This window comes from Microcoleus sp. MON1_C5 (assembly GCF_036701875.1).
GTDB lineage: Bacteria > Cyanobacteriota > Cyanobacteriia > Cyanobacteriales > Microcoleaceae > Microcoleus.
Map to the genome: position 1 here is coordinate 17,021 of NZ_JAUBRN010000060.1, position 20,971 is coordinate 37,991.

A 20,971-nucleotide genomic window follows, 5' to 3' on the forward strand; every position below is an offset into this window, starting at 1 on the left:
TCTAAAATCCAATGTGCTATTGCTTAAACCCAACTTGTCAGAATCCGCAAAACCCAGGGGATGCAGAATTGTGCCAAAGTTGCGGCTCAAAATTGTTGTTGACTATTGACCCAGAAACGCCATCAGCATCTCGCTACCGAACCATAAAGCCGATCGGGCAAGGAGGCTTTGGCCGAACCTTTCTAGCAGTTGATGAAACCAAACCCCTGATTTTTTCGCAGTGCGTAATCAAGCAATTTTTCCCGCAAAATACGGCAGCCGAAAAAGCCGCTCAACTATTTCACCAAGAAGCAGCCCAGCTAGAAACCTTGGGCAAACATCCCCAGATTCCAGAATTAATCGCGCATTTTGAACAAGACGGGAGACAGTATTTAGTACAAGAATTTATAGACGGCAAAAACCTAGCCAGAGAATTAGAACAAAAAGGAGCATTCACAGAAAATCAAATTCGGCAAATCCTCAACGATTTATTGCCAGTGCTCCACTTCGTCCACAAATCCAAAGTTATTCACCGCGATATCAAACCAGAAAATATCATTCGCCGCCGCCTATCTCCAACTCCTTTACCCACTTTAGAAAGTTCCTATCAACCGTCTCCTTTCCAAAAAGATATTGTTTTAGTAGACTTTGGTGCAGCTAAGAAAGTAACAGCAAACGGCTTGCAGCCAACTGGTACAATCATCGGCAGTGCTGCTTATACAGCCCCAGAACAATTGATGGGTAAAGCAGTTTTTGCCAGCGATATCTACAGTTTGGGCGTTACCTGCATTCACTTGCTGACTGAAATTCCTCCCTTCGATTTGTTCGACAGTACAGAGGATTCTTGGGCTTGGCGAAATTATTTGAAGACTGCTGTTAGCGATGATTTCGGTCGCATCCTCGACACTATGCTTCAAAGTGCCACCAATCGGCGCTACAGTTCAGCATCAGCAGTCATCCGGCACTTGAACCCCAAACCAGTCTATTTAGACGCAGAGCCTGTGCTAGACGCGCCGGAAACGCCCGCAGAACGGGTGGTTACACCCGCGCCCGGTGCGTCGCTTTTCACTCGCCAAGAGCAAGCCGAAATTCAGCAAGCTTTGCAAGAGGCGATCGCCCCGTACAATGTTACAATCCAAGTCAGTCAAGCCAAGCAACAGCTCAATATCGTCATCAACAGAACCGAAGACAATCCCGTTTACTATCCGCACTTATCTCAAATAATTGCCACCAGACTCACCGATTTGCAGTTAAATAAAGTCGCAGCCGTGAAGCTGTTGGGAAGAGTCAACAATTCTCGCCGCCCGGAGTGGAAGCAAATATTGCAAATCGATCCGAAGATTAAATTGAGAAACAAACTCGTGCGGCTGCAACACAATCATTTAGTCAAGAAAATCGCCCCTGTTACTACCCAAGAATTTTGGCTGCCGAAGTTGAAAACTCAGGATTTTTGGATAGATGCGCTAATGTTTGCCTTAGTTTGGTTTATCTTTGGCTCTCAAATAGTCATTTTTAATTCTTGGTTTGCGCTAATAGTTACGTCGGGTTTTATGACGGTGAAGCATCAAGTTTCCCAACACAAAGAATTTGCGAATAAGAATTTATTTACAAGTTTAGTAGTGCTGTTTTTGATAACTGGTGGGATGGGAAATTCAAGGATTTTAAATACAGGAATATTTGGCATTCTTTTGGGTTGTTTAGTTGTGGCTTTGCCGCTGTTTTTTGTTAAGGAAAATTATCAGTAATCGTGAATAGAAATCCCCTAGACGGAACATCAGTTAAAAAATACGGCTTAGCCCTGCACACAGCTAGTCGCGAACTCGGTTTAGCTATCAGCAACTTTGCCGGAGATTCTCGCTGCAAAACTTGGAATTTGGATCGCGATTTAGCCACTCATTTGCATCAGTATTTAGTGGAGTTTATTCAGCCGCAAACTTGGGCGGATTTGGCTTTTATTGCGGTGGCGAAGGGGCCAGGAGGTTTCACGGGGACTCGGATGGGTATGGTGACGGCGCGGACTTTGGCTCAACAGTTGGATATTCCGGTTTTTGCGGTTTCAACTTTGGCGGCTGTCGCTTGCAGCAGCAGTAAAAAATCTATCTCAAATCAGGATATGGCGCTGCAAATGCCTGCACAGCGGGGACAATTGTTTGGGGCTGTTTATTCAGTTAACACTAATTCTGGTGTAACTGAGTTGTTTACCGATACGGTAATGACACCGGAATCCTGGCAGGAAAAGTTGGATAATTGGGGGAATTCTTATCAGTTAATTGAAGTTGGTAGCGAGTTGGGGTGGTCGGTTTCTAGTGTGTTGGAATTGGCTTATTTGGAGTGGCAAATGGGAAGTCGTCCTGATTGGTCGGATGCTTTGCCTTTTTACGGGCAACATCCGGTTAAGGGACACTGAATATTGGGAATAGGGCATTGGGAATAGGGCATTGGGCCTTATTTCGTTTCAGTTAAATCAACTTGTAGAGTGCGTTTTTTTTCCGACCATGCCCGATGCCCGATGCCCGTAAATGATTTATAAGCAATTAAGCAGACTTGATATCGTTGTTTATTTAAGCGCGATACAAATTTCGAGGCAAAAAGTTAAGGTTAGGGGGTCTGGGCTTTCGGTTCGCAATCGATCGATCTCAGCTCGATCGCAGCCGCGAGATTCCATAAAATCGAGCATCCAGTTCGTTATTGTAGCGAGATCGATGTATTTTGCTCCGAGACAAACAGGGCAAATTTCTGGGCTGAGGGTACCGGTGCCGCCGCATTCGGGGCAATCCCAGTGGCTGGTTACGGGATCGGGGGTAGTTGGGATGTTGTTCATGCTGGGAAAAAGTACGCGCGGCGTAGCGATCCTGCAGGGAATCGCACTACTCGTTAACTCTAGCAAAAATGCCGATCGCCCTTACTTCTTCCTGCCTTTACACTAAGCGAGCTAGTGATTAAGATTGACAAAAATACAAAAGGGGTGGCTATGTTCGATCGCACTCAATGGTTTTTGGCCGGTATGTCGATCGCGCTTTCGCTTCAGCTAAGTCAGCCAGTGGCAGCAGCCGTGCCCGTTGGTAAAGTCTTACAAACAGCACAAACTAACAGTAGCGACGCTGGTGATAAAGCTTTCAAAGAAGGATTACAACTGTACCAGCAAGGAACGGCCCAAGCAAAAAGAAGTGCGATCGTCAAGTGGGAAGAAGCATTAAAGTTGTATCGGCAAGCAGGCGACAATAGAGGGCAAGCACTTAGCCTCCTTGGTCTTGGCAGAGTCTACTCAGATTTTGGAGAAAACCAGAAAGCGCTAGAGTATTACAGCCAGTCGCTTCCCCTGTTTCGGGCACTCGGCGATCGCCGTGGGGAAGCTACCACCCTCAACAACATCGGCAATGTCTACGCAGAAGTGGGAGAAAAACAGAAAGCGCTAGAGTATTTCAGCCAGTCCCTTCTCCTGAGACGGGCAACAGGCCATCGCGGCGGGGAAGCGGCCACCCTCAACAACATCGGCAGTGTCTACTCAGATTTGGGAGAAAAACAGAAAGCGCTAGAGTATTACAGTCAGTCGCTTCCTCTATTGCGGGCAGTGGGCGATCGCGGTGGGGAAGCTACCACCCTCAACAACATCGGCTTAGTCTACTCAGCATTGGGAGAACAACAGAAAGCGCTAGAGTATTACAGCCAGTCGCTTCCCCTGAAACGGGCAGTGGGCGATCGCGGTGGGGAAGCTACCACCCTCAACAACATCGGCAGTGTCTACTCAGCATTGGGAGAAAAACAGAAAGCGCTAGAGTATTACAGCCAGTCGCTTCCCCTGAAACGGGCAACAGGCGATCGCGGTGGGGAAGCTCTCACCCTCACCAGTATCGGCAATGTCTACGCAGATTTGGGAGAAAAACAGAAAGCACTAGAGTATTACAGCCAGTCGCTTCCCCTATTTCGGGCAGTAGGCGATCTCCGTGGGGAAGCTGCCACCCTCAACAACATCAGCAATGTCTACGCAGAATTGGGAGAAAAACAGAAAGCGCTAGAGTATTACAGCCAATCGCTTCCCCTGAGTCGGGCAACAGGCGATCGCGCTGGAGAAGCTATCACCCTTTTCCACATAGCTTATGTCAAACGCGACCAAAACAATCTTACCGAAGCCCTTAACGACATTGAATCCTCTATCAAAATCATCGAAAACCTCCGCACCAAAATTGCCAGCCCAGAACTTCGCACCTCATACTTTGCCACAGTACAAAACCGCTACGAATTCTACATCGATTTGTTAATGCAACTGCATAAAACTAATCCTAAATCCGGTTATGATACAAAAGCCTTAGAAGCCAGCGAACGTTCGAGGGCCCGCAGTCTCCTCGAACTTCTTCAAGAAAGTAACGCCAACATTCGCGAAGGCATTGACCCCTATTTACTGCAACAAGAAAAGAGCCTGCAACAGCAACTCGATGCCCTTGAAAAGCAGCGCATCGAAACAATCAGCACCCCCAATCCCAACGCAACTAAAATCGATGAAATCGACAAACAGCGCCTCGCACTTTTGCAACAATATCAGCAAATTCAAGCCCAGATTCGTAGCGCCAGCCCCCGCTACGCTGCCCTCACCCAACCCCAACCTTTAACGCTGCCAGAAATTCAGAAACAGATTCTCGATGAAAACACTATTTTATTGCAGTATTCCCTCGGCAAAGACCGCAGTTATTTGTGGGTTGTGACATCAACCGGGCTAACCAGCTATGAATTACCAAAACGCGGCGATATAGAAACAGCAGCTAAGGACTTCCTAGAGGCAATAACTAGCCCAATCCAGAGAGATATTCCCCAACAAGTTGCCCAAGCAAGTGGCAATCTGGGTCAAGTGATTTTACAACCTGCAGCAGCCCAATTAGGAAACAAACGCTTATTAATTGTTCCCGACGGCGTGCTGCACTATACCCCTTTTCAAGCTTTAACTATTGCAAAACCCCGGGGAGAAAATAACAATGTTCCCTTAATTGTCGAACATGAAATTATTACCCTGCCTTCCGCCTCAAGTCTCGCTATTCTCAGGCAAAATTACGGAGATAGAAAACCACCAAGCCAAAATTTAGCAATTTTAGCCGATCCTGTTTTCAGTCCAAACGATGAAAGAATCAAAGGAAAAATCACCCAAACAACAACAGAAAAATTAGAAGCAAATAACCTCGGTTTAAATCAATCGCTTCGTGCTTCTAATCGGCAATGGCCGCCCGAGCGCCTCGCATTTACCCGCCAAGAAGCCCAAACAATATCCAGCTTATTCCCCTCAGCTTCTAGCCGTCAAATATTTGATTTTGATGCCAGTCGCACTACTGCTACCGATGGAAATTTAGTCAATTATCAAATCATTCACTTCGCCACCCACGGCCTTGCCAACAGCCAAAATCCCGAATTGTCAGGAATTCTGATGTCGATGATAGATGACAAAGGCAATCTTGTCAATGGTTTTTTGCGCCTCACGGATATTTTCAACTTGAAACTGGCGGCAAATTTAGTGGTTTTAAGTGCTTGTCAATCGGGAATGGGACAGAATGTTAAAGGCGAAGGAATGGTGGGATTAACAAGGGGTTTTATGTATGCGGGGGCGCAGCGGGTGGCGGTGAGTTTGTGGAGTGTGGATGATGAAGGAACTGCTGTGTTAATGCAAAAGTTTTATCAAAAAATGCAGCAACAAAAGTTAGCGCCGGCGGCAGCTTTGAGGGCGGCGCAGATTGAAATGATGCAGCAGGAAAAATGGAAATCTCCCTATTATTGGGCTGCTTTTACGTTGCAAGGGGAGTGGAAATGATATACAGCACTTTTGCTGGTGAGTAAGTACATAGCCCTTCTAGGGACACGGTAATGCCCATTGGTGTCAACTTAACGTTAAATCAGTAGTCTGACAGTCCGACAGTCCGATAGCCCGATAGTCCGATAGTCCGAAAGTCCGATAGTCCGACAGTCGGATAGTCCGACAGTCCGACAGGGAATGAATTCCCTGTCTAATAGCTAAAGTCCTCTGAAGAGGACTAATAGACCTCTTGCAAAAATCCTTTTCATCAATTGATGGGACGGGCAAGATGCCCATCCCACAAGAGTTATTTTTCTTGTGGGATGGGCATCTTGCCCGTCCTAATTATTTTTGCAAGAGGACTAATGAGTTTAAAAATTCGGTGTTGCTGGGCGTTGCTGAATACAGGTAGGAATTCCGATTTCCCAATTGCTATAAAACAAGTATGGTCAGTTTTGTAACATCAAGCGAAAACTTAATTCCTACCGTGAATCAGCAACGTCAAAAATTCATCTTCTCAGTCCTCTTCAGAGGACTTTAGCTATTAGACAGGGGTTTCAACCCCTGGCGGACTGGCGGACTAACGGGTGGGCGGGCTGACAGCTTAATTTGACACCAATGGCCGAAGATCCCGGAACGGGCAAGATGCCCGTTCCACAAAAGAATGAGTTTTCTTGTGGGGTGGGCATCTTGCCCGCCCAGAAAAGGGTTTATCGCCCGCTAGCTAAAGCCTCCCGCAATTTGCGGCCCGGGGATTTATCCCGAAGTTCGGGAGTCGCCATCCGCAACACAAAATCCAGCAGCCAAGGCGCAATTCGGTGACACCAAACTGCTAGATGACTTTGCCATCCTACCAAGATTTCCGGTGCATCTTTCTGCAATCCCGCGACAAGTGCTAGGGCAACTTTTTCGGGAGTTGTGGGCACTACCCAGCGAAATTGTTCCAAGTCTCGCACCATGTCGGTATCTGTTAGAGAGGGCAGCAAAGCTGTGACTCGAACATTGTACTGAGTTAACTCGCTGCGTAAAGCTTGGGTGAATCCCAAAATGGCAAATTTGGTAGCAGAATAAGTTGCCATTGTGGGAGCGGCAATTTTTCCCATCAAGCTGGAAACATTGACGATTGTTCCCTCTTTTTGAGTCGCCATTCGCCTCGCTACTAAGCGGGTAATTGTGTAGGTTCCGAGCAGATTTAAGGCGATTTCTTCCTCGATTAACGGCAGCGGAGAACGCAAGAAAGATGCTTGGTGCGCGACGCCTGCACAGTTGACTAGCAGGTGAATCGGGCCGCAATCTCGCCAAGCTTGGGCGATCGCAATATTCACCGCTACTGACTGAGTTAAATCCAAAGCTAACGGCACTACTTCTGTGCCAAAAAGATCGATTTCCTCTGCCAGTTCAATTAATTGCCTGCGGTTGCGCGCGACAATCAACAAACGTTTGACTCCTTGTCTCGCTAATTCCAGGGCGATCGATCGCCCAATTCCGCGCGAAGCTCCTGTAACAAGAGCTGTTTTTCCTTGAAGTTGCATAATAGATTAAACCTTTTGGTAGATGCTCACCGCGGCACGGAGTTATGAGTTGTGAGTTGTAAATTATTAGTTATGAGTTGAATGTTTTGGCGGTAACAACTCATAATTCATAATTGTTGAAAAGGCTATCTTGTTTCGATAGACCTCATTTACTTGTGGGGTTAACTCAAAACTAAAAACTTTTGAATCGCTAACGTGCGCGTGAGTTGAACTAAACTTGTGGTTTGCCAGAAATCAGTCAAATATCTGGTCTTTTAACCTCATGCCAGCAGACAAAGCTGAGATGAGAAAACAGAGTCGGAAATCATGGCCAAGCGGGCTTTATTACCGCTTTTTCTTCAGTTCGCGGAGGCGGACTTTGCCTGTGTAGCCGCGAATAAACTCGCCGGGGAGTGGTGATCCGCGAATTTGTCATTTACCAGGGTTGGAGAACCCCTCTTTCTTCACTCCGTGGAGGCGGATTTTGCCTGGGTAGCTGCGAATAAATTGGCCGGGAATATTCGCCGGGATGGGTTATTCGCCAGGGCTTTATTACCCCTCTATTTTTAGTCCGCAGAGGCAGACGATATCCTGTGCAACCGCGACTTAAAATCGCCGGGGATTCGTGCGAATTGGCACAGGATAATTGAGCAATGCAGATTATCAATTCCACACCTCCTAGATATGAGAATTTCCTATCTACACACACCTTAACAACTTGACAGAGAAGCGGCAACAATTTTTAATAAATCTTCCGCAACACTTCTTTACAATTTTCTCAGACTGCCGATTTCCAAGTGCCGTGAAAGCCCAAAGGTATGACACCGGGCAATTCTAGCTTGCAAACAGGTTCGCGGGAAAGTCCGTCGCTGTCAAATATCCAGACTTCGCTGCTATCAGAATTGCCGTCATAAATAACTGTTACTATCCAACCTTTCTCCGACGAAATATCTGGAACGTAGATGGGCTCTGTGGGATAGCGATTTTCGCCCAAGTCGGCAATTGTGAGATTGCGGCTTTGCGTGTCAAAACGGGCGATCGCACCGTAACGTTCCGGTACAATATCAACGTCAGGCCGATACATTGCCAGATAAATATATCGTGAGTCTTGCCCTATTTCTGAAGCAGGTACCGTCGGAAATTCGCAAGGTTGATCCAGCAATTCTTCGGCTGCTGTCACTTTGCCAGTTTGAGGATTGAGATGCACCCGCCACAGAGTCCCCTCCGCATCGGTGCGAGTTTCACCCGCCGCTACTTCTTTCAGCCGCTGATTAGTTTGAAAGTCAGCGAAGCGCACAAAATCAACCGCTACTGAACCATCTTCCTTGACAAAACCGTTAGCAAAATGCCACTGAAACCAAGAATCGGTTTCGCCGCGACTAACTAAAGATAGAGTTTCCGAGTCAATAACTAAGATCTGGGTTCCTAACTCGGGTTTCCATTCCAAAGAGTCGCTGTAACTGCTAATTCCAGCTAACACTGGTAAAAATTTTACTCGTACTGGCGGCACAAAAAATATTAGATACTTTCCAGCCAAAACAAAATCGTGGAGCATAGGAGGGCCATCTAAAGCAACAGTTGCTTTTTGCACAATTTTGCCTGTAGGATCGCTTTTATATAGATTCAACTTTGTACTCGCACCATGTGTAATCCCAAAGTTAAAAATATTGCCAGTAATCGGGTCGCGCTTGCAGTGAGCTGAATAAGAAGATCCCCTCTCTAAACTTCCTAAATCGTCCGTTCCGCGAGTTTCCAAGGTTTGCAAATCGAGGCTGTGAGGCCAGCCACCTTCCCACAAAGCTAAAAGGCGATCGGGCAAAGCTAAAACAGAAGTATTGGCAGCATTTTTCACAGATTTAGTCCACCGCAACCATGCAGGCCCCGGTGCTGTCATGCCGTAATTAGGGTAGAGAAATTTATCAGCTTTTTCCTCAGCTTGGTATCCCGCTGTTTCCACGTAGCGATAAACAGCCGCAGCACCCGCATCGGTAAAATGTACAGCCAAAATTGCACCGTCGCCATCAAACCAGTGTCCCGCATCCATGCCGCCGCGTTGCAAACGTGCGGGCCCGTTACGGTAGAGAGTGCCTCGCAATCCTGCGGGAATTTTACCGCTTTTAACGGATAACTGAGTCAGGGGAAATTCCGCAGCCGGACGAGCTAAAGCGTGAGCCCAGGATTTTTTAGCTGAGATTTTAGTGTCTATTTTCATTGGAAACTCGCAATTTTCAACTGATATGACAGAAGTTTTCCTATACAATTATAGCAAAAATTAACTAACAGCTATGACTCTCCGCCGCCGTGCTCTGCTCACAACTTTTGGGCTGACTGCTATTGGTACTCAGCTTTTGCCGTTAGCGAAGCCCTCCAATAGGATCGCGCAAACCAACCTATCTCCCAAAAGTGCGATCGTTAAGCCCCGCCGCCTGCAAGTTGGCGATACTATAGCTTTAATCAATCCTGCAGCTTTCAACTACAAAAAGGAAATCGAGGATTTTTTTAAAGTTATCGAAAAGCTGGGATTAAAAGTTAAATTGGGAGAGCATTTTTACGACCGCTACGGCTATTTAGCAGGCAAGGATGCCGATCGCGCCGCCGATGTCAACGCAGCCTTTGCCGATGACTCAGTGCGAGCTATTTTTACCGGGATGGGCGGCTGGGGCTGCGGTCGGATATTGCCGCTTCTGGATTACAATATTATCGGCAACAATCCCAAAATTATTATGGGATTTAGCGATATTACTGCGCTGTTATTGGCGATTTATGCTAAAACTAATAGAGTAACTTTTCACGGCCCTTTAGGTGCGTCAACTTGGAGTCCCTTTACAGTGGATTACGTCAAAAAAGTTTTGTTTGACGGAGGTTCTGTGACGATGCAAAACTCCAAAAGCGTGCAAGCTCAAACAATCGGGCGCGGCACAGCTAGGGGTAAACTAATCGGCGGCAATTTATCAGTAATCGCAGCAATGGTTGGTTCTGCATATTTACCGCCGTGGGAAAACAGTATTTTGTTTGTTGAGGAAGTGGGCGAAGAAGTTTATCGCATCGATAGAATGTTGACGCAGCTTAAATTAGCCGGCATTCTCGATAAAATATCCGGTTTTATTTTCGGACAGTGTACCAAGTGCGAAGCTGAAAAACCCCAAGAATCCCTCACCTTACCTCAAGTCTTGTCCGACCACATTCGCCCTTTGAAGATTCCTGCGTGGTATGGTTCAATGGTGGGACACATCCGGGAACAGTTCACTTTGCCGATCGGTCAAGAAGTCGAAATCGACGCTGACTCTGGTACAATCAGATTATTAGAATCTGCTGTCAGCTAAATCTTAAACTCTTCTGGATATTACCGAGGCAGAGCCTCCGGATCTGCGTTCCCAGGCAGAGCCAGGGAACGAGAAATAAATTTAAACACAAAATCAGAAATATCGTGAAAAAAACCGCACAATTAATTAAACCCTTAACAGTAATAATTTTGACAATTCTTTGCCTGTTGCCGCTCAATGCCTGTGCAGCAGCAAGTAAAACCGCAAATGGCGACGCCATTTACCAGCAGCGAACCCTCCACAATCCCGACGGAATAGGCAAATTTTACATGGGTCGAGAAATTGCCCAAGTCATGGGATATCAAGGCGCTGGTTGGTTGGAAAGACCGTCTCGCGGTATGGAAGAAAAATCAGCTCGATTAGTCAACAATCTCGATTTAAAACCAACCGATATTGTAGCAGACATTGGAGCGGGAACGGGATATTTTAGCTTTCGCCTCGCTCCCTTAGTTCCACAAGGAAAGGTTTTGGCCGTTGACGTGCAGCCGGAAATGCTCAATCTTATTAATTTGAATAAACAAGAAAAAAATATCGCTAACGTTGAGCCAGTTTTGGGCAGTATCGACAATCCGAATTTGCCAGAAAATAGTGTAGATTTAGTGATAATGGTCGATGCTTATCACGAATTTGCATATCCCAGAGAAATGATGCAAGGAATTGTGAAAGCACTCAAACCGGGAGGTCGCACGGTATCGATCGAGTATCGGGGCGAAAACCCGCTGATTCCCATTAAAGGTTTGCACAAAATGACGCAGAAGCAGGTGAAAAAAGAAATGGCCGCCGTCGGTTTAGTATGGAAAGAGACAAAAGATATGTTGCCCCAGCAGCATTTGATGGTGTTTGAGAAACAATCTCAAATTTAGCAGCCAAACAGAGCGATCGCATACCATTTTTTATCATTTTTGTCAAGGTACAAAAGACGTATTTGTGTGTACGGGCGATCGCTCAGTCAAACATACTAAGCCTTAAGTAACCCTTAAGATAGACATTTTACTAAAAATACCATTTACAATTAAAAATTGATAACCCAGAGGCGCTTCCTTCATTTTTCAAGCGAAGAAGTGTCGCTATTAAGAAGTACCAGCGTGAACATTCCAAGTTCCATCCTCACCATGCTCGCCGGCATCGTAGTGACTCTGATCAGTCTCTGGTACGGGCAGAATCACGGTTTACTGCCGATCGCCGCCTCTAATGAAGCATCCGAGATAGACGCACTATTCAATACAATGATGACCATTTCCACTGGATTATTTATCATGGTCCAGGGAGTGCTAATCTTTGCTGCAATTAAATATCGCCGCCGTCCAGGAGACAACACAGATGGGCCGCCTTGGCATGACAACTTTCCCTTAGAAATTCTTTGGACAGCCGTGCCGGCGGTGATTATTTTAGGAATCGGAGTCTACAGTTTTGAGATTTACAACTCAATGGGAGGCCTCGATCCGATGGGCAATCACGACCACGGCACCATGCAAGCGCACTCTAAAATGCGGGGAAGTGCGATCGCAGCCACACTCTCAGATACACCCCAAAAAACTCCTCAAATTCCATCTCAAAAACTCGTTGCTTTAGGCGTAGGTGCTTCCCCTGAAAATGAAGACAAACCAGCAGACTTAGTTGTAAATGTCATGGGTTTGCAGTACGCCTGGATATTTAGCTATCCAGAAAGCGGCGTTAGTTCCGGCGAACTGCATATGCCAGCCAACCGCGACGTACAGCTAAATATCTCAGCCCAAGACGTGCTGCACGCATTTTGGCTGCCGGAATTTCGCCTCAAACAAGATGCAATTCCCGGGCGGCCGAGCGAACTGAGATTTACAGCAACTAAAACCGGCGAATACCGGGTGGTTTGTGCTGAATTGTGCGGCGCTTATCACGGAGCGATGAAAGCTGTAGCAGTCGTTCACACGCCAGAAGAATTCGACACTTGGCTGCAAAGCCAGCAAGTTGCTAGCAGTCAAAACTTAGAGCAAGCAGTTGCAGTCAATCCTGGGGAATTGTCAGACGGTGAATTTTTGGCTCCCTACGTCAGGGAAATAAAAATTAATTCCGAAACCCTAGAACAACTTCACCCAACTCATCACTAAAAATAGTCATTAGTTCCTGGCACTGGGTATTTTATCTTGAGCTAATAACTAATGACTAATAACTAATGACTAATAACTATGACACAAGCACAGTTCCAAGAAAGTGCCAACACTGAGGCTCGCGGAACAGCGCCCGCTGATAGACATTGGCGCGACTACTTCACTTTTAATACCGACCACAAAGTCATCGGTATTCAATACCTGGTAACAACATTTATTTTCTATCTAATCGGCGGCGTGATGGCCACTTTGGTGCGAACAGAACTCGCCACGCCCGACTCCGATTTTGTCCCCCCCGAACTCTACAACAGTTTATTTACTGTTCACGCTACGGTGATGATCTTCCTGTGGATCGTACCCGCCGGAGCCGGATTTGCTAACTTTTTGATCCCCTTAATGATTGGGGCAAAAGACATGGCATTTCCCAGACTGAATGCCCTTGCCTTTTGGCTAATTCCCGTAGGCGGCGTGTTGCTGTTGAGCAGTTTTTTGGTGGGAGCTCCGCAGGCGGGTTGGACTTCCTATCCGCCTTTGAGCTTAGTTACTGCTCAAGCGGGGGAAGAAATTTGGATTCTCAGCGTTTTGATTCTGGGAACTTCTTCAATTTTGGGGGCGGTTAATTTTGCCGTTACCATCTTTACCATGCGGGTTCCGAGCATGGGTCTCAATGATATGCCTTTGTTTTGCTGGGCGATGATTGCGACTTCAGCGCTCACTTTGATTGCTACTCCCGTCTTAGCCGCAGCTTTGATTTTGCTGTCGTTTGACTTGTTAGCGGGGACGGCATTTTTTAACCCGACCGGCAACGGCGATCCCATCGTCTACCAGCATTTATTCTGGTTTTATTCGCACCCGGCAGTTTACATTATGATTATGCCCTTTTTCGGGGTAATTTCAGAAGTTTTGCCAGTGCATTCGCGCAAGCCAATTTTTGGTTATTTGGCGATCGCATATTCCAGTCTCGCCATCAGCTTTTTGGGCTTGATCGTGTGGGCGCACCATATGTTTACCAGCGGCACTCCCGGCTGGCTGCGGATGTTTTTTATGATCACGACTATGATCATCGCCGTACCAACTGGGATTAAAATATTTAGCTGGTTGGCAACTATTTGGGGAGGAAAACTCCGGCTTGTCAGCGCCATGCTATTTGGGATGGGTTTTATCTCAACATTTGTCCTCGGTGGCATCACCGGGATCATGGTGGCTTCCGTACCTTTCGACATTCACGTTCACGACACTTATTTTGTCGTCGCTCACCTACACTACGTGCTGTTTGGCGGCTCAGTGTTTGGAATTTACGCTGCTTTTTACCACTGGTTCCCCAAAATGACGGGGCGGATGATTAATGAATTTTGGGGTAGAGTTCACTTTGTTTTAACCTATGTTGGCTTTACTGTAACTTTCTTGCCCATGCACGCTTTGGGGATGCAAGGAATGCCTCGGCGGGTGGCAATGTACGACCCGAAATTTACCACAATTAATGTCATTTGTACTGTCGGTGCTTATATGCTGGCAGTGTCTACAATCCCGTTTATCATTAATGTGATTTGGAGCTGGAGGTACGGCCCGAAAGCAGGTGACAATCCTTGGCAAGCTTTGAGTTTGGAATGGATGACGACTTCGCCACCCCCCATCGAAAATTTTGAAGGAGTGCCGGTATTGGCAACTGGGCCTTACGATTACGGCATGGAAAAAATTCAGAATACAGGGGAACGTCTCAGGCTCAAGCTGAGGGAAAATGCCACCCGCAACGCCCAGAAAACAGGTATTCCTCTTGCGGAGGCTCAAGCTTCAACTTTCTTGGGCCGTACTGCAACTTTGGTCGCTCCTGAATCCGAGGTAAATGTTGATTCTCCTGCTGATGAAAGTCAAGATGGCGAATAGTTATTAGTCATCAGTCATTAGTCATTGGGCATTGTTGACGGTTGACTGTTAACTGTTGACTAATGACTGATTACTAATGCCAACTGCCAACTGCCAACTGACAACTGACAACTGACAACTGACTTCTTCATTACCAATTTCTTATGCAAATTCCAGCGATCGATCCGGCAAAAACAGCCCTGAATTACCACCACGAGGGCGAAGTAGAAGCACACGGTGTCGAGCATCCCGACCACCGAATGTTAGGGGTAATTGTGTTCCTGTGCGCTGAAGGCATGATATTTTTCGGTATGTTTGCCGCGTATTTGATTTATCGGGCGATGGCCCCCGCGTGGCCTCCTGAAGGTACGCCCGAGCGAGAGTTATTGCTGCCGGGAATCAATACGGTAATTCTGATTGCTAGCAGTTTTGTGATTCACAATGCGGATACTGCAATCAAAAAGAATGATGCCGCCGGAATGCGGAATTGGTTGCTCGTAACTATTGCTATGGGCGCAGTTTTCTTGTTCGGTCAGGTTTACGAATACGCTCATTTAGAGTTTGGCTTGACGACTAATTTGTATGCCAGTTGCTTTTACGTTTTGACTGCTTTTCACGGCTTGCACGTAACGTTGGGAGTGCTTTTGATGGTGGCGGTGGTGTGGCGATCGCGCTCGCAAGGTCACTATTCTAGCGAGCACCACTTTGGAATCGAAGCGACTGAGATTTACTGGCACTTTGTGGATGTGATTTGGATTGTTTTGTTTTTGCTGCTGTATATTTTGTGATCCCAGAGGCTTTTCGACCTCTGCCACAAGAGATTTGTATCACCCCCAATTGGGGGTTTTTTATTGTTTGGAGAGTGCGATCGACCTTTATTTAGATGAATTACAGCCGATCGCGCTAAACTAAAAGTAGCAATTCTCCTATCCAGCAGCATTGAGAAAATTATGCAGTGCGAATTGTGCGATCGACAAATGGAAGCATTAACCGCCCATCACCTCATCCCCAAACAAAACACTAAGCGGAAAAACGAAGATCCAAGCCCGACAATCGACATTTGCTCCGCTTGTCACCGCCAGATTCACTCTCTATTTGACAACAAACACCTCGCCCAAGAGCTCAACACCCTGGAAAAGCTCAAAAATGACCCTGAACTCCAGAAATTTGTCTCTTGGATTAAGAAACAAAAAACCGACAAACGCATTCAAGTACGCGGCAAAAAAGCTTGATCGCAGGGCCAGAACTCAGATATATAGTCCTGGCCGCAGTTACTGTCTGAGGCCCGGTTTCTTCATAAATTTTTCGTTCCCTCACCCAAAATTTTGCAGAGCCACCCGGTTTGTTTGCGTAAATCCTAGTATAGTGATTTACTTATTAGTAACAAGCTGCCAACTATTATCATGAACCTCACCTCCCTCGAACTCGCAAAAGACCGAGCGCGCATCTACAAAAACTACCTCCAAATGGAAATAGATGCCAAAGCTAACATAAACAAACTAGCTTTTTTAGACCGAGGCATTGAAAAATCACCTTACCAAAAAGAAATTAAAAACTATCCCGAGTATCTCAAACAGAAACCCGACGGCTTAAAAGTAATTAGCTATATTCCCGGACCCAATAATCCCCTCAAACTTACCCCCTTTCCCAGCCTGGGAGAACTACCTCAAATTAACTCTCAAGCTTTAAATTTTCTCCACGCAGACATCAAAGAAGCCTGCGTTTGCATTGGTAGTTTTGTAGACGGCAAAATTCAGGCGCAGTGGCTGGGAAAAAACGCACTTACCAATGCTGAGCAGTGGAGTGCCACTAAAATTATCGCACTCCTTAATATCGTCAGTCAACTAAATAACAAATATCCCGACTGCGACATTGACAACTGCGTTGTTAGAGATGGTAACGGGCAAAAACACGATTATTATTTTTACGATGTAGCAAAAGACATGATTAACTATGCCTCCAATATCGGAAGTTCAAACTCCTTAGCTGCGATGTTCAAACGCTTCGATACTCGCATAGGACTAGAGCAATGGCTGAAGAGCGCTACTGGCAATAATGACCTAATTTTTCGCGGCGATTACGGCGAAAATCCTTATCTCACCAACCCAAAAATATTCGATCTCACCAAAAAACAAGTGCTTTTAAGTGCCGCAGTAAACAGCACCAAACAAAAAAATTCCGTATCTGCTTATGACTTGACCAGGCTGATTTCCATGTTAGGATGGCACTTCCACATCGAACAGCGATCGCGCATGAAAGCATCTCAGTGGAACAGCTTAGAAAGCATTGTCAGAGCAATGGGACACGACAGCGCTCGATATGTGGACGTAGCAATTAAAACTTTGGGGATGGAGGGCCTTATCACTTCTCCAGTAATTATCTCAAAATTGGGTTACGGACTGAGCGCGATCAGGGGAACCCTAGAAACAGTTTATGTGGCTTTAGTGCGGTTTGTTGACGAGCGTCCGAAGGCGGCGGGAAAGCCGGCAAAACTCAGAACTTTAGCCATGACTTTGCGGGCAGAAAAAGCTGTAGGCAGTTCCAGCAATGTCGATCGCTTGGCGATCGAACTCGACGCCAGATGTTGCGCCGAAGTCACGGAAATTCTCCGCCGGTTGTTTGCCGAAGAATTTTAAACGCGGGCGATCGACTAATTAGAAAGTCGGTGAAACTTGCGGTAAAGCATCCTCTCCACCGGCTTTCCTCCCCGCAAATGTTGCTCAGTTATTGCCGCAACTTCTTCAGGGCAAACGGCATTGTACCAAACCTCTTCTGGCAGCACCAACACCATCGGCCCGTTGCCGCACTGTCCCAAACAACTGCTAGCAACAACTTCAACTTCTGAGGGCGACAATTTCTGAAAAGCTGCCAGTACCTTTGCTGAATTTTGCTTGCGACAAGTGCGGTTTTGGCAAACAAGAACTTGCCTAGAAGATTCTGTGATTTTCATGTTTTTTTACTTGACCTTCTACTACATATATGCTATTTTTTTATCATGGGAATAGGTGCGGCCATATATACTCGAATTCTAACGGGTTCCCAGGCAGAGCCGGAGAACAGATTTCCAGAGAAAGAGCCTTGGTTGCACAGGAAAATTCGAGGCAGATCCTGGTAACGACTAGAGTTGGATAAAATTATTGTGGGGTGGGCGTCCCGCCCGCCCGAAAAATACAATTTAGATGCGGGACAGCTTAAGACTTCAGCGCAACCTACGGTTAATCTGGTGACAAACCTTTGGAAGCCAACCATTGTCGATCGAACAAACGCGACTGATACCGAGCCCCACCGTCGCAGAGTACCGTAACAATCGTATGTCCCGGCCCCATTTGCTTCGCTACAGCCACGGCCGCCGCCACATTAATCCCCACAGAACCGCCCATAAACAGCCCTTCTTTCCTCAGCAGTTGGTAAATCACCCGGACAGCTTCCGTATCATCAATTTGGATGGCGTCATCTACCGGGGCATTCTCCATATTTGCAGTGACGCGGGTGGTGCCAATTCCCTCAGTAATCGAACTACCTTCAGTCTTAATTTCCCCAGTTTTGAAATAACTGTAAAGCCCGCTGCCCATCGGGTCTGCCAAGACAATTCTAACAGCAGGATTTTTTTCTTTCAAAAACATTCCTACGCCAGCAAAAGTGCCGCCAGTACCAGTAGCTGTTACCCAAGCATCAATTTTACCGTTTGTTTGTTCCCAAATTTCCGGGCCAGTCGTCTCGTAATGAGCTCGGCGATTGGCTAAATTGTCAAACTGATTTGCCCAGACTGCATTCTCCATTTCCGAAGCCACTCTTCCCGACAATTTGACATAATTATTCGGGTCTTTGTAAGGAACAGCGGGAACAGTCCGAACTTCAGCGCCCAAGGTTTTCAAAGCATCGATTTTTTCTTGAGATTGGTTATCGGGAATCACAATCAAACATTTGTAACCTTTAGCGTTGCAAATGTGTGCCAAACCGATGCCTGTATTGCCGGCAGTGCCTTCAACAACGGTGCCGCCAGGTTTTAGCAAGCCTTTTTCTTCTGCATCTTTGATGATGTATAAAGCGGCCCTATCTTTAACAGAACCGCCCGGATTAAGAAACTCTGCTTTGCCGAGAATTTCGCAGCCTGTTTCATCGCTGAAGCTGTTTAAGCGAATTAGTGGTGTGTTGCCGATTGTGCCTACAAAGCCGTTTTTAATATCCATATTTTTTGCGTGTTTGCATCCTATTATTAATTTTTACAATAAGTTGATATTTATTGCTAGCAGTTCTACCAAATTTTGCTCAGATTGAGTAAAAATCCGGGCAAAACGGGGTCGCCACTAACTTTAGCCGGATTCTCCAAACATTCCTCTGGCAAACCAGGACGATAGATGTAAACTCTGCGATTTTTGCGGTCTATAAGCCAGCCTAACTGCACTCCTGCTTCTCTCATATATTCTTGCATTTTTTCTTGCAATGGCTTGAGATTGTCAGAAGCCGACCTCAGTTCTACTACAAAATCGGGGCAAATAGGTGCGAATTTATCTTGCTGTTCTTGAGATAAAGCATTCCACCGTTCCAGTTTAATCCACGAGGCATCTGGAGACTTGTCACCCATTGCCAGCTTAAATCCCGTACTGGAGTCAAAACAGATACCAGTTCCATCTTGCCCGGCCCAAATATACAACTCTCCAAAGACGCTACCGCTGCGATTTCCCGTCTCCGAACCAGTAGGAGGCATAATTAGCAATTCTCCCGATTTGTTGCGTTCAATGCGTAATTCACTATTGATTTGACAGAACTCGAAAAACTCGTCGTCTGTCATTTGCAATTTTGGCGGTATTCGCAACACAATTGTTGATGACACCATTTTGCCTTTCCTCAAATGTAAATTGTTCTGACAAGATTGCACAATTTCTTTGTTTGTAGTGAGGACTAAAGTTCTCATTAGGATTAATGATTAAAGTCCTGACTACAAACTGGTTTGAGGCGCGAATTATAGAGGTAAGGTGCGCTAGGCGCACCCTATCTCATTAGGTTCTGCGCCCACGAATGTTAAACCTATTTATTCGGCTGAGGAGTCATCCGCAAATAAGGCTTAATCGGCGTATAACCTTTAGGGAATTTCTCTTCCAACTCTTTCGGGTCGGTAATCGAAGGTACGATTACGCAATCGTCGCCATCTTTCCAATCAACTGGAGTCGCAACGCTGTATTTGTCCGTAAGTTGCAAGGAATCAATTACTCGCAAAATTTCATTAAAATTCCGACCCGTGCTCGCCGGATAAGTAATGCTCAAACGCAATTTCTTTTGCGGGTCAATCACAAAAACTGTGCGGATTGTTAAGTTGTTCAGCGAGTTGGGATGGATCATGTCGTAAATGTCGGAGACTTTACGATCGCCATCTGCTAAAATCGGATAATTGAGGGTGACTTTTTGAGTTTCCTCAATATCTTTAATCCAGCCCATGTGAGAATCCACATCATCGACGCTGAGGGCAATGGTTTTGACGCCCCGCTTTTCAAATTCAGACTTTAGACGGGCCACTGCACCGAGTTCGGTGGTGCAAACTGGAGTATAGTCTTTCGGGTGAGAAAACAACACGACCCAGCTATCGCCAGCCCAGTCGTAGAAATTGATTTCCCCTTCAGACGAAGCTTGGGTAAAGTTGGGAACTGTATCGCCTAATCGCAGAGTCATAACTGATTTCCTCTAATTTTATTTAAGGACTGTTCCTTATCATGCCATAATTGCCCGGTTTCTCGATCGAGCTGTAAAGGATTCTAAACTTTTTGGTCGATCGCTCGGCAATTCCACTACTGTAATGTATCTGTGGCTTATACCGCTAAATTTTCTTGCTATGCTTTACTTTCTGCTGAAGGCAATACAGCCTATTTTAGTCCCGCTGTGTTTTGTGTCCGCCTGGGGTTTAGTTTTTTTGCTGTGTTTGAGTGTCGGGCGTACTGTCACCGACTCCCTGCGTCGAGCTCAGCGGATGCACCAAATCCCTTGTGCTAACTGCGTATTTTTCACCGGCGACTACCACCTCAAGTGTCCCGTTCAGCCTACAATAGCTTTATCTGAAGATGCGATCGACTGTCCTGATTATCGAGGGCATTCGGGAATTTACGGTTGAAAAATCCGACCGCTGCTTTACATATTTCTTAACATCTCTCGCTCTTTAGACCTCTCCAGAAAAGAATTATGCGTCATTTAAAACCCTTGGTGGAGGCAAGGAGATCGCGTCTATACATAAATTAAATTCGGCGAGGTCTGATGAATTGCCCCTACATAAACAGGATTTGCTCTTTTAAACAAAAGCTGAGTTCGACGGAGAATAAATAGACCCCATTCCGAACGCAGAAGGCAGAGATAAAGAATCAGTCCCTATGCAGGGCTATTTCATTCTAAACAAGTCTTTGAGGATGTTAAAATTAAAGCCAGCAAGACGTTGAGCTTGAGCCATGT

Annotated in this window: 18 protein-coding genes; 11 read left to right on the top strand and 7 right to left on the bottom strand. The window is 46.2% G+C overall.

What is annotated here, in order from left to right; translation table 11 throughout:
- Positions 1 to 11: 11 nt before the first annotated feature.
- Complete coding sequence (locus QUA71_RS23465; protein WP_333288722.1) at positions 12 to 1,724, top strand: serine/threonine-protein kinase; 1,713 nt, start codon at positions 12 to 14, stop codon at positions 1,722 to 1,724.
- 2 nt (positions 1,725 to 1,726) lie between these two features.
- Complete coding sequence (tsaB, locus tag QUA71_RS23470; protein ID WP_333288724.1) at positions 1,727 to 2,386, top strand: tRNA (adenosine(37)-N6)-threonylcarbamoyltransferase complex dimerization subunit type 1 TsaB; 660 nt, start codon at positions 1,727 to 1,729, stop codon at positions 2,384 to 2,386.
- A 150-nt stretch (positions 2,387 to 2,536) separates the two neighbouring features.
- Here the strand turns inward: tsaB and QUA71_RS23475 are convergent, their stop codons facing one another.
- The gene (locus QUA71_RS23475) at positions 2,537 to 2,866 is read right to left on the bottom strand and encodes a hypothetical protein (protein ID WP_333288726.1); all 330 of its coding nucleotides are present in this window, start codon (positions 2,864 to 2,866) and stop codon (positions 2,537 to 2,539) included.
- Positions 2,867 to 2,950: 84 nt separating this feature from the next.
- Here QUA71_RS23475 and QUA71_RS23480 point away from each other — a divergent pair, with 84 nt between their 5' ends.
- Positions 2,951 to 5,770 carry a tetratricopeptide repeat protein gene (locus tag QUA71_RS23480; protein ID WP_445243822.1) on the top strand — a complete coding sequence of 940 codons (2,820 nt, stop codon included), beginning with the start codon at positions 2,951 to 2,953 and terminating at the stop codon, positions 5,768 to 5,770.
- Between the two features lie 692 nt (positions 5,771 to 6,462).
- Here QUA71_RS23480 and QUA71_RS23485 read toward each other — a convergent pair.
- On the bottom strand, positions 6,463 to 7,284 hold the full coding sequence (locus tag QUA71_RS23485; RefSeq protein WP_333288730.1) for an SDR family NAD(P)-dependent oxidoreductase: 822 nt from the start codon (positions 7,282 to 7,284) through the stop codon (positions 6,463 to 6,465).
- Between the two features lie 757 nt (positions 7,285 to 8,041).
- Entirely contained in the window at positions 8,042 to 9,475 is a 1,434-nt protein-coding gene (locus QUA71_RS23490; protein ID WP_333288732.1) for a carotenoid oxygenase family protein, read from the bottom strand.
- Between the two features lie 73 nt (positions 9,476 to 9,548).
- Here QUA71_RS23490 and QUA71_RS23495 point away from each other — a divergent pair, with 73 nt between their 5' ends.
- From QUA71_RS23495 to QUA71_RS23525, 7 genes are all read left to right on the top strand, one after another.
- Entirely contained in the window at positions 9,549 to 10,586 is a 1,038-nt protein-coding gene (locus tag QUA71_RS23495) for an LD-carboxypeptidase (protein ID WP_333288733.1), read from the top strand.
- A gap of 104 nt (positions 10,587 to 10,690) precedes the next feature.
- Positions 10,691 to 11,449 (top strand): class I SAM-dependent methyltransferase, encoded by a 759-nt coding sequence (locus QUA71_RS23500; protein WP_333288735.1) that lies wholly within the window; start codon positions 10,691 to 10,693, stop codon positions 11,447 to 11,449.
- 222 nt (positions 11,450 to 11,671) lie between these two features.
- A complete protein-coding gene (locus QUA71_RS23505) occupies positions 11,672 to 12,673 on the top strand; it encodes a cytochrome c oxidase subunit II (protein WP_333288737.1) in 1,002 nt (333 codons plus the stop codon).
- Positions 12,674 to 12,751: 78 nt separating this feature from the next.
- Positions 12,752 to 14,557: a cytochrome c oxidase subunit I gene (gene ctaD, locus QUA71_RS23510; RefSeq protein WP_333288739.1), complete on the top strand. Its 1,806-nt coding sequence runs from the start codon at positions 12,752 to 12,754 to the stop codon at positions 14,555 to 14,557.
- 143 nt (positions 14,558 to 14,700) lie between these two features.
- Complete coding sequence (locus QUA71_RS23515) at positions 14,701 to 15,324, top strand: heme-copper oxidase subunit III (protein ID WP_333288741.1); 624 nt, start codon at positions 14,701 to 14,703, stop codon at positions 15,322 to 15,324.
- Between the two features lie 162 nt (positions 15,325 to 15,486).
- Positions 15,487 to 15,768 carry an HNH endonuclease gene (locus QUA71_RS23520; RefSeq protein ID WP_333175565.1) on the top strand — a complete coding sequence of 94 codons (282 nt, stop codon included), beginning with the start codon at positions 15,487 to 15,489 and terminating at the stop codon, positions 15,766 to 15,768.
- A 171-nt stretch (positions 15,769 to 15,939) separates the two neighbouring features.
- Positions 15,940 to 17,172, top strand: a complete 1,233-nt coding sequence (locus tag QUA71_RS23525) for a hypothetical protein (RefSeq protein ID WP_333288743.1) — start codon at positions 15,940 to 15,942, stop codon at positions 17,170 to 17,172.
- A 14-nt stretch (positions 17,173 to 17,186) separates the two neighbouring features.
- Here the strand turns inward: QUA71_RS23525 and QUA71_RS23530 are convergent, their stop codons facing one another.
- The 4 genes from QUA71_RS23530 to QUA71_RS23545 form a co-directional block, all read right to left on the bottom strand.
- Positions 17,187 to 17,486, bottom strand: a complete 300-nt coding sequence (locus QUA71_RS23530; RefSeq protein ID WP_333288744.1) for a (2Fe-2S) ferredoxin domain-containing protein — start codon at positions 17,484 to 17,486, stop codon at positions 17,187 to 17,189.
- A 265-nt stretch (positions 17,487 to 17,751) separates the two neighbouring features.
- Complete coding sequence (locus tag QUA71_RS23535) at positions 17,752 to 18,726, bottom strand: cysteine synthase A (RefSeq protein ID WP_333288746.1); 975 nt, start codon at positions 18,724 to 18,726, stop codon at positions 17,752 to 17,754.
- Between the two features lie 65 nt (positions 18,727 to 18,791).
- Entirely contained in the window at positions 18,792 to 19,373 is a 582-nt protein-coding gene (locus QUA71_RS23540) for a Uma2 family endonuclease (RefSeq protein WP_333288748.1), read from the bottom strand.
- Between the two features lie 191 nt (positions 19,374 to 19,564).
- Positions 19,565 to 20,203, bottom strand: coding sequence for a peroxiredoxin (locus QUA71_RS23545; RefSeq protein ID WP_333288750.1), 639 nt, complete (start codon positions 20,201 to 20,203; stop codon positions 19,565 to 19,567).
- A 160-nt stretch (positions 20,204 to 20,363) separates the two neighbouring features.
- Here QUA71_RS23545 and QUA71_RS23550 point away from each other — a divergent pair, with 160 nt between their 5' ends.
- Complete coding sequence (locus QUA71_RS23550; RefSeq protein WP_333062925.1) at positions 20,364 to 20,639, top strand: hypothetical protein; 276 nt, start codon at positions 20,364 to 20,366, stop codon at positions 20,637 to 20,639.
- The last annotated feature ends 332 nt before the right edge of the window (positions 20,640 to 20,971 follow it).

Excerpts from the sequence above, each read along its gene's own strand:
- QUA71_RS23465 (WP_333288722.1), top strand. The coding sequence starts at position 12 with ATGTGCTATTGCTTAAACCCAACTTGTCAGAATCCGCAAAACCCAGGG.
- QUA71_RS23480 (WP_445243822.1), top strand. The coding sequence starts at position 2,951 with ATGTTCGATCGCACTCAATGGTTTTTGGCCGGTATGTCGATCGCGCTT.
- QUA71_RS23485 (WP_333288730.1), bottom strand. The coding sequence starts at position 7,284 with ATGCAACTTCAAGGAAAAACAGCTCTTGTTACAGGAGCTTCGCGCGGA.
- QUA71_RS23490 (WP_333288732.1), bottom strand. The coding sequence starts at position 9,475 with ATGAAAATAGACACTAAAATCTCAGCTAAAAAATCCTGGGCTCACGCT.
- QUA71_RS23495 (WP_333288733.1), top strand. The coding sequence starts at position 9,549 with ATGACTCTCCGCCGCCGTGCTCTGCTCACAACTTTTGGGCTGACTGCT.
- ctaD (WP_333288739.1), top strand. The coding sequence starts at position 12,752 with ATGACACAAGCACAGTTCCAAGAAAGTGCCAACACTGAGGCTCGCGGA.
- QUA71_RS23515 (WP_333288741.1), top strand. The coding sequence starts at position 14,701 with ATGCAAATTCCAGCGATCGATCCGGCAAAAACAGCCCTGAATTACCAC.
- QUA71_RS23520 (WP_333175565.1), top strand. The coding sequence starts at position 15,487 with ATGCAGTGCGAATTGTGCGATCGACAAATGGAAGCATTAACCGCCCAT.
- QUA71_RS23525 (WP_333288743.1), top strand. The coding sequence starts at position 15,940 with ATGAACCTCACCTCCCTCGAACTCGCAAAAGACCGAGCGCGCATCTAC.
- QUA71_RS23530 (WP_333288744.1), bottom strand. The coding sequence starts at position 17,486 with ATGAAAATCACAGAATCTTCTAGGCAAGTTCTTGTTTGCCAAAACCGC.
- QUA71_RS23535 (WP_333288746.1), bottom strand. The coding sequence starts at position 18,726 with ATGGATATTAAAAACGGCTTTGTAGGCACAATCGGCAACACACCACTA.
- QUA71_RS23540 (WP_333288748.1), bottom strand. The coding sequence starts at position 19,373 with ATGGTGTCATCAACAATTGTGTTGCGAATACCGCCAAAATTGCAAATG.
- QUA71_RS23545 (WP_333288750.1), bottom strand. The coding sequence starts at position 20,203 with ATGACTCTGCGATTAGGCGATACAGTTCCCAACTTTACCCAAGCTTCG.
- QUA71_RS23550 (WP_333062925.1), top strand. The coding sequence starts at position 20,364 with ATGCTTTACTTTCTGCTGAAGGCAATACAGCCTATTTTAGTCCCGCTG.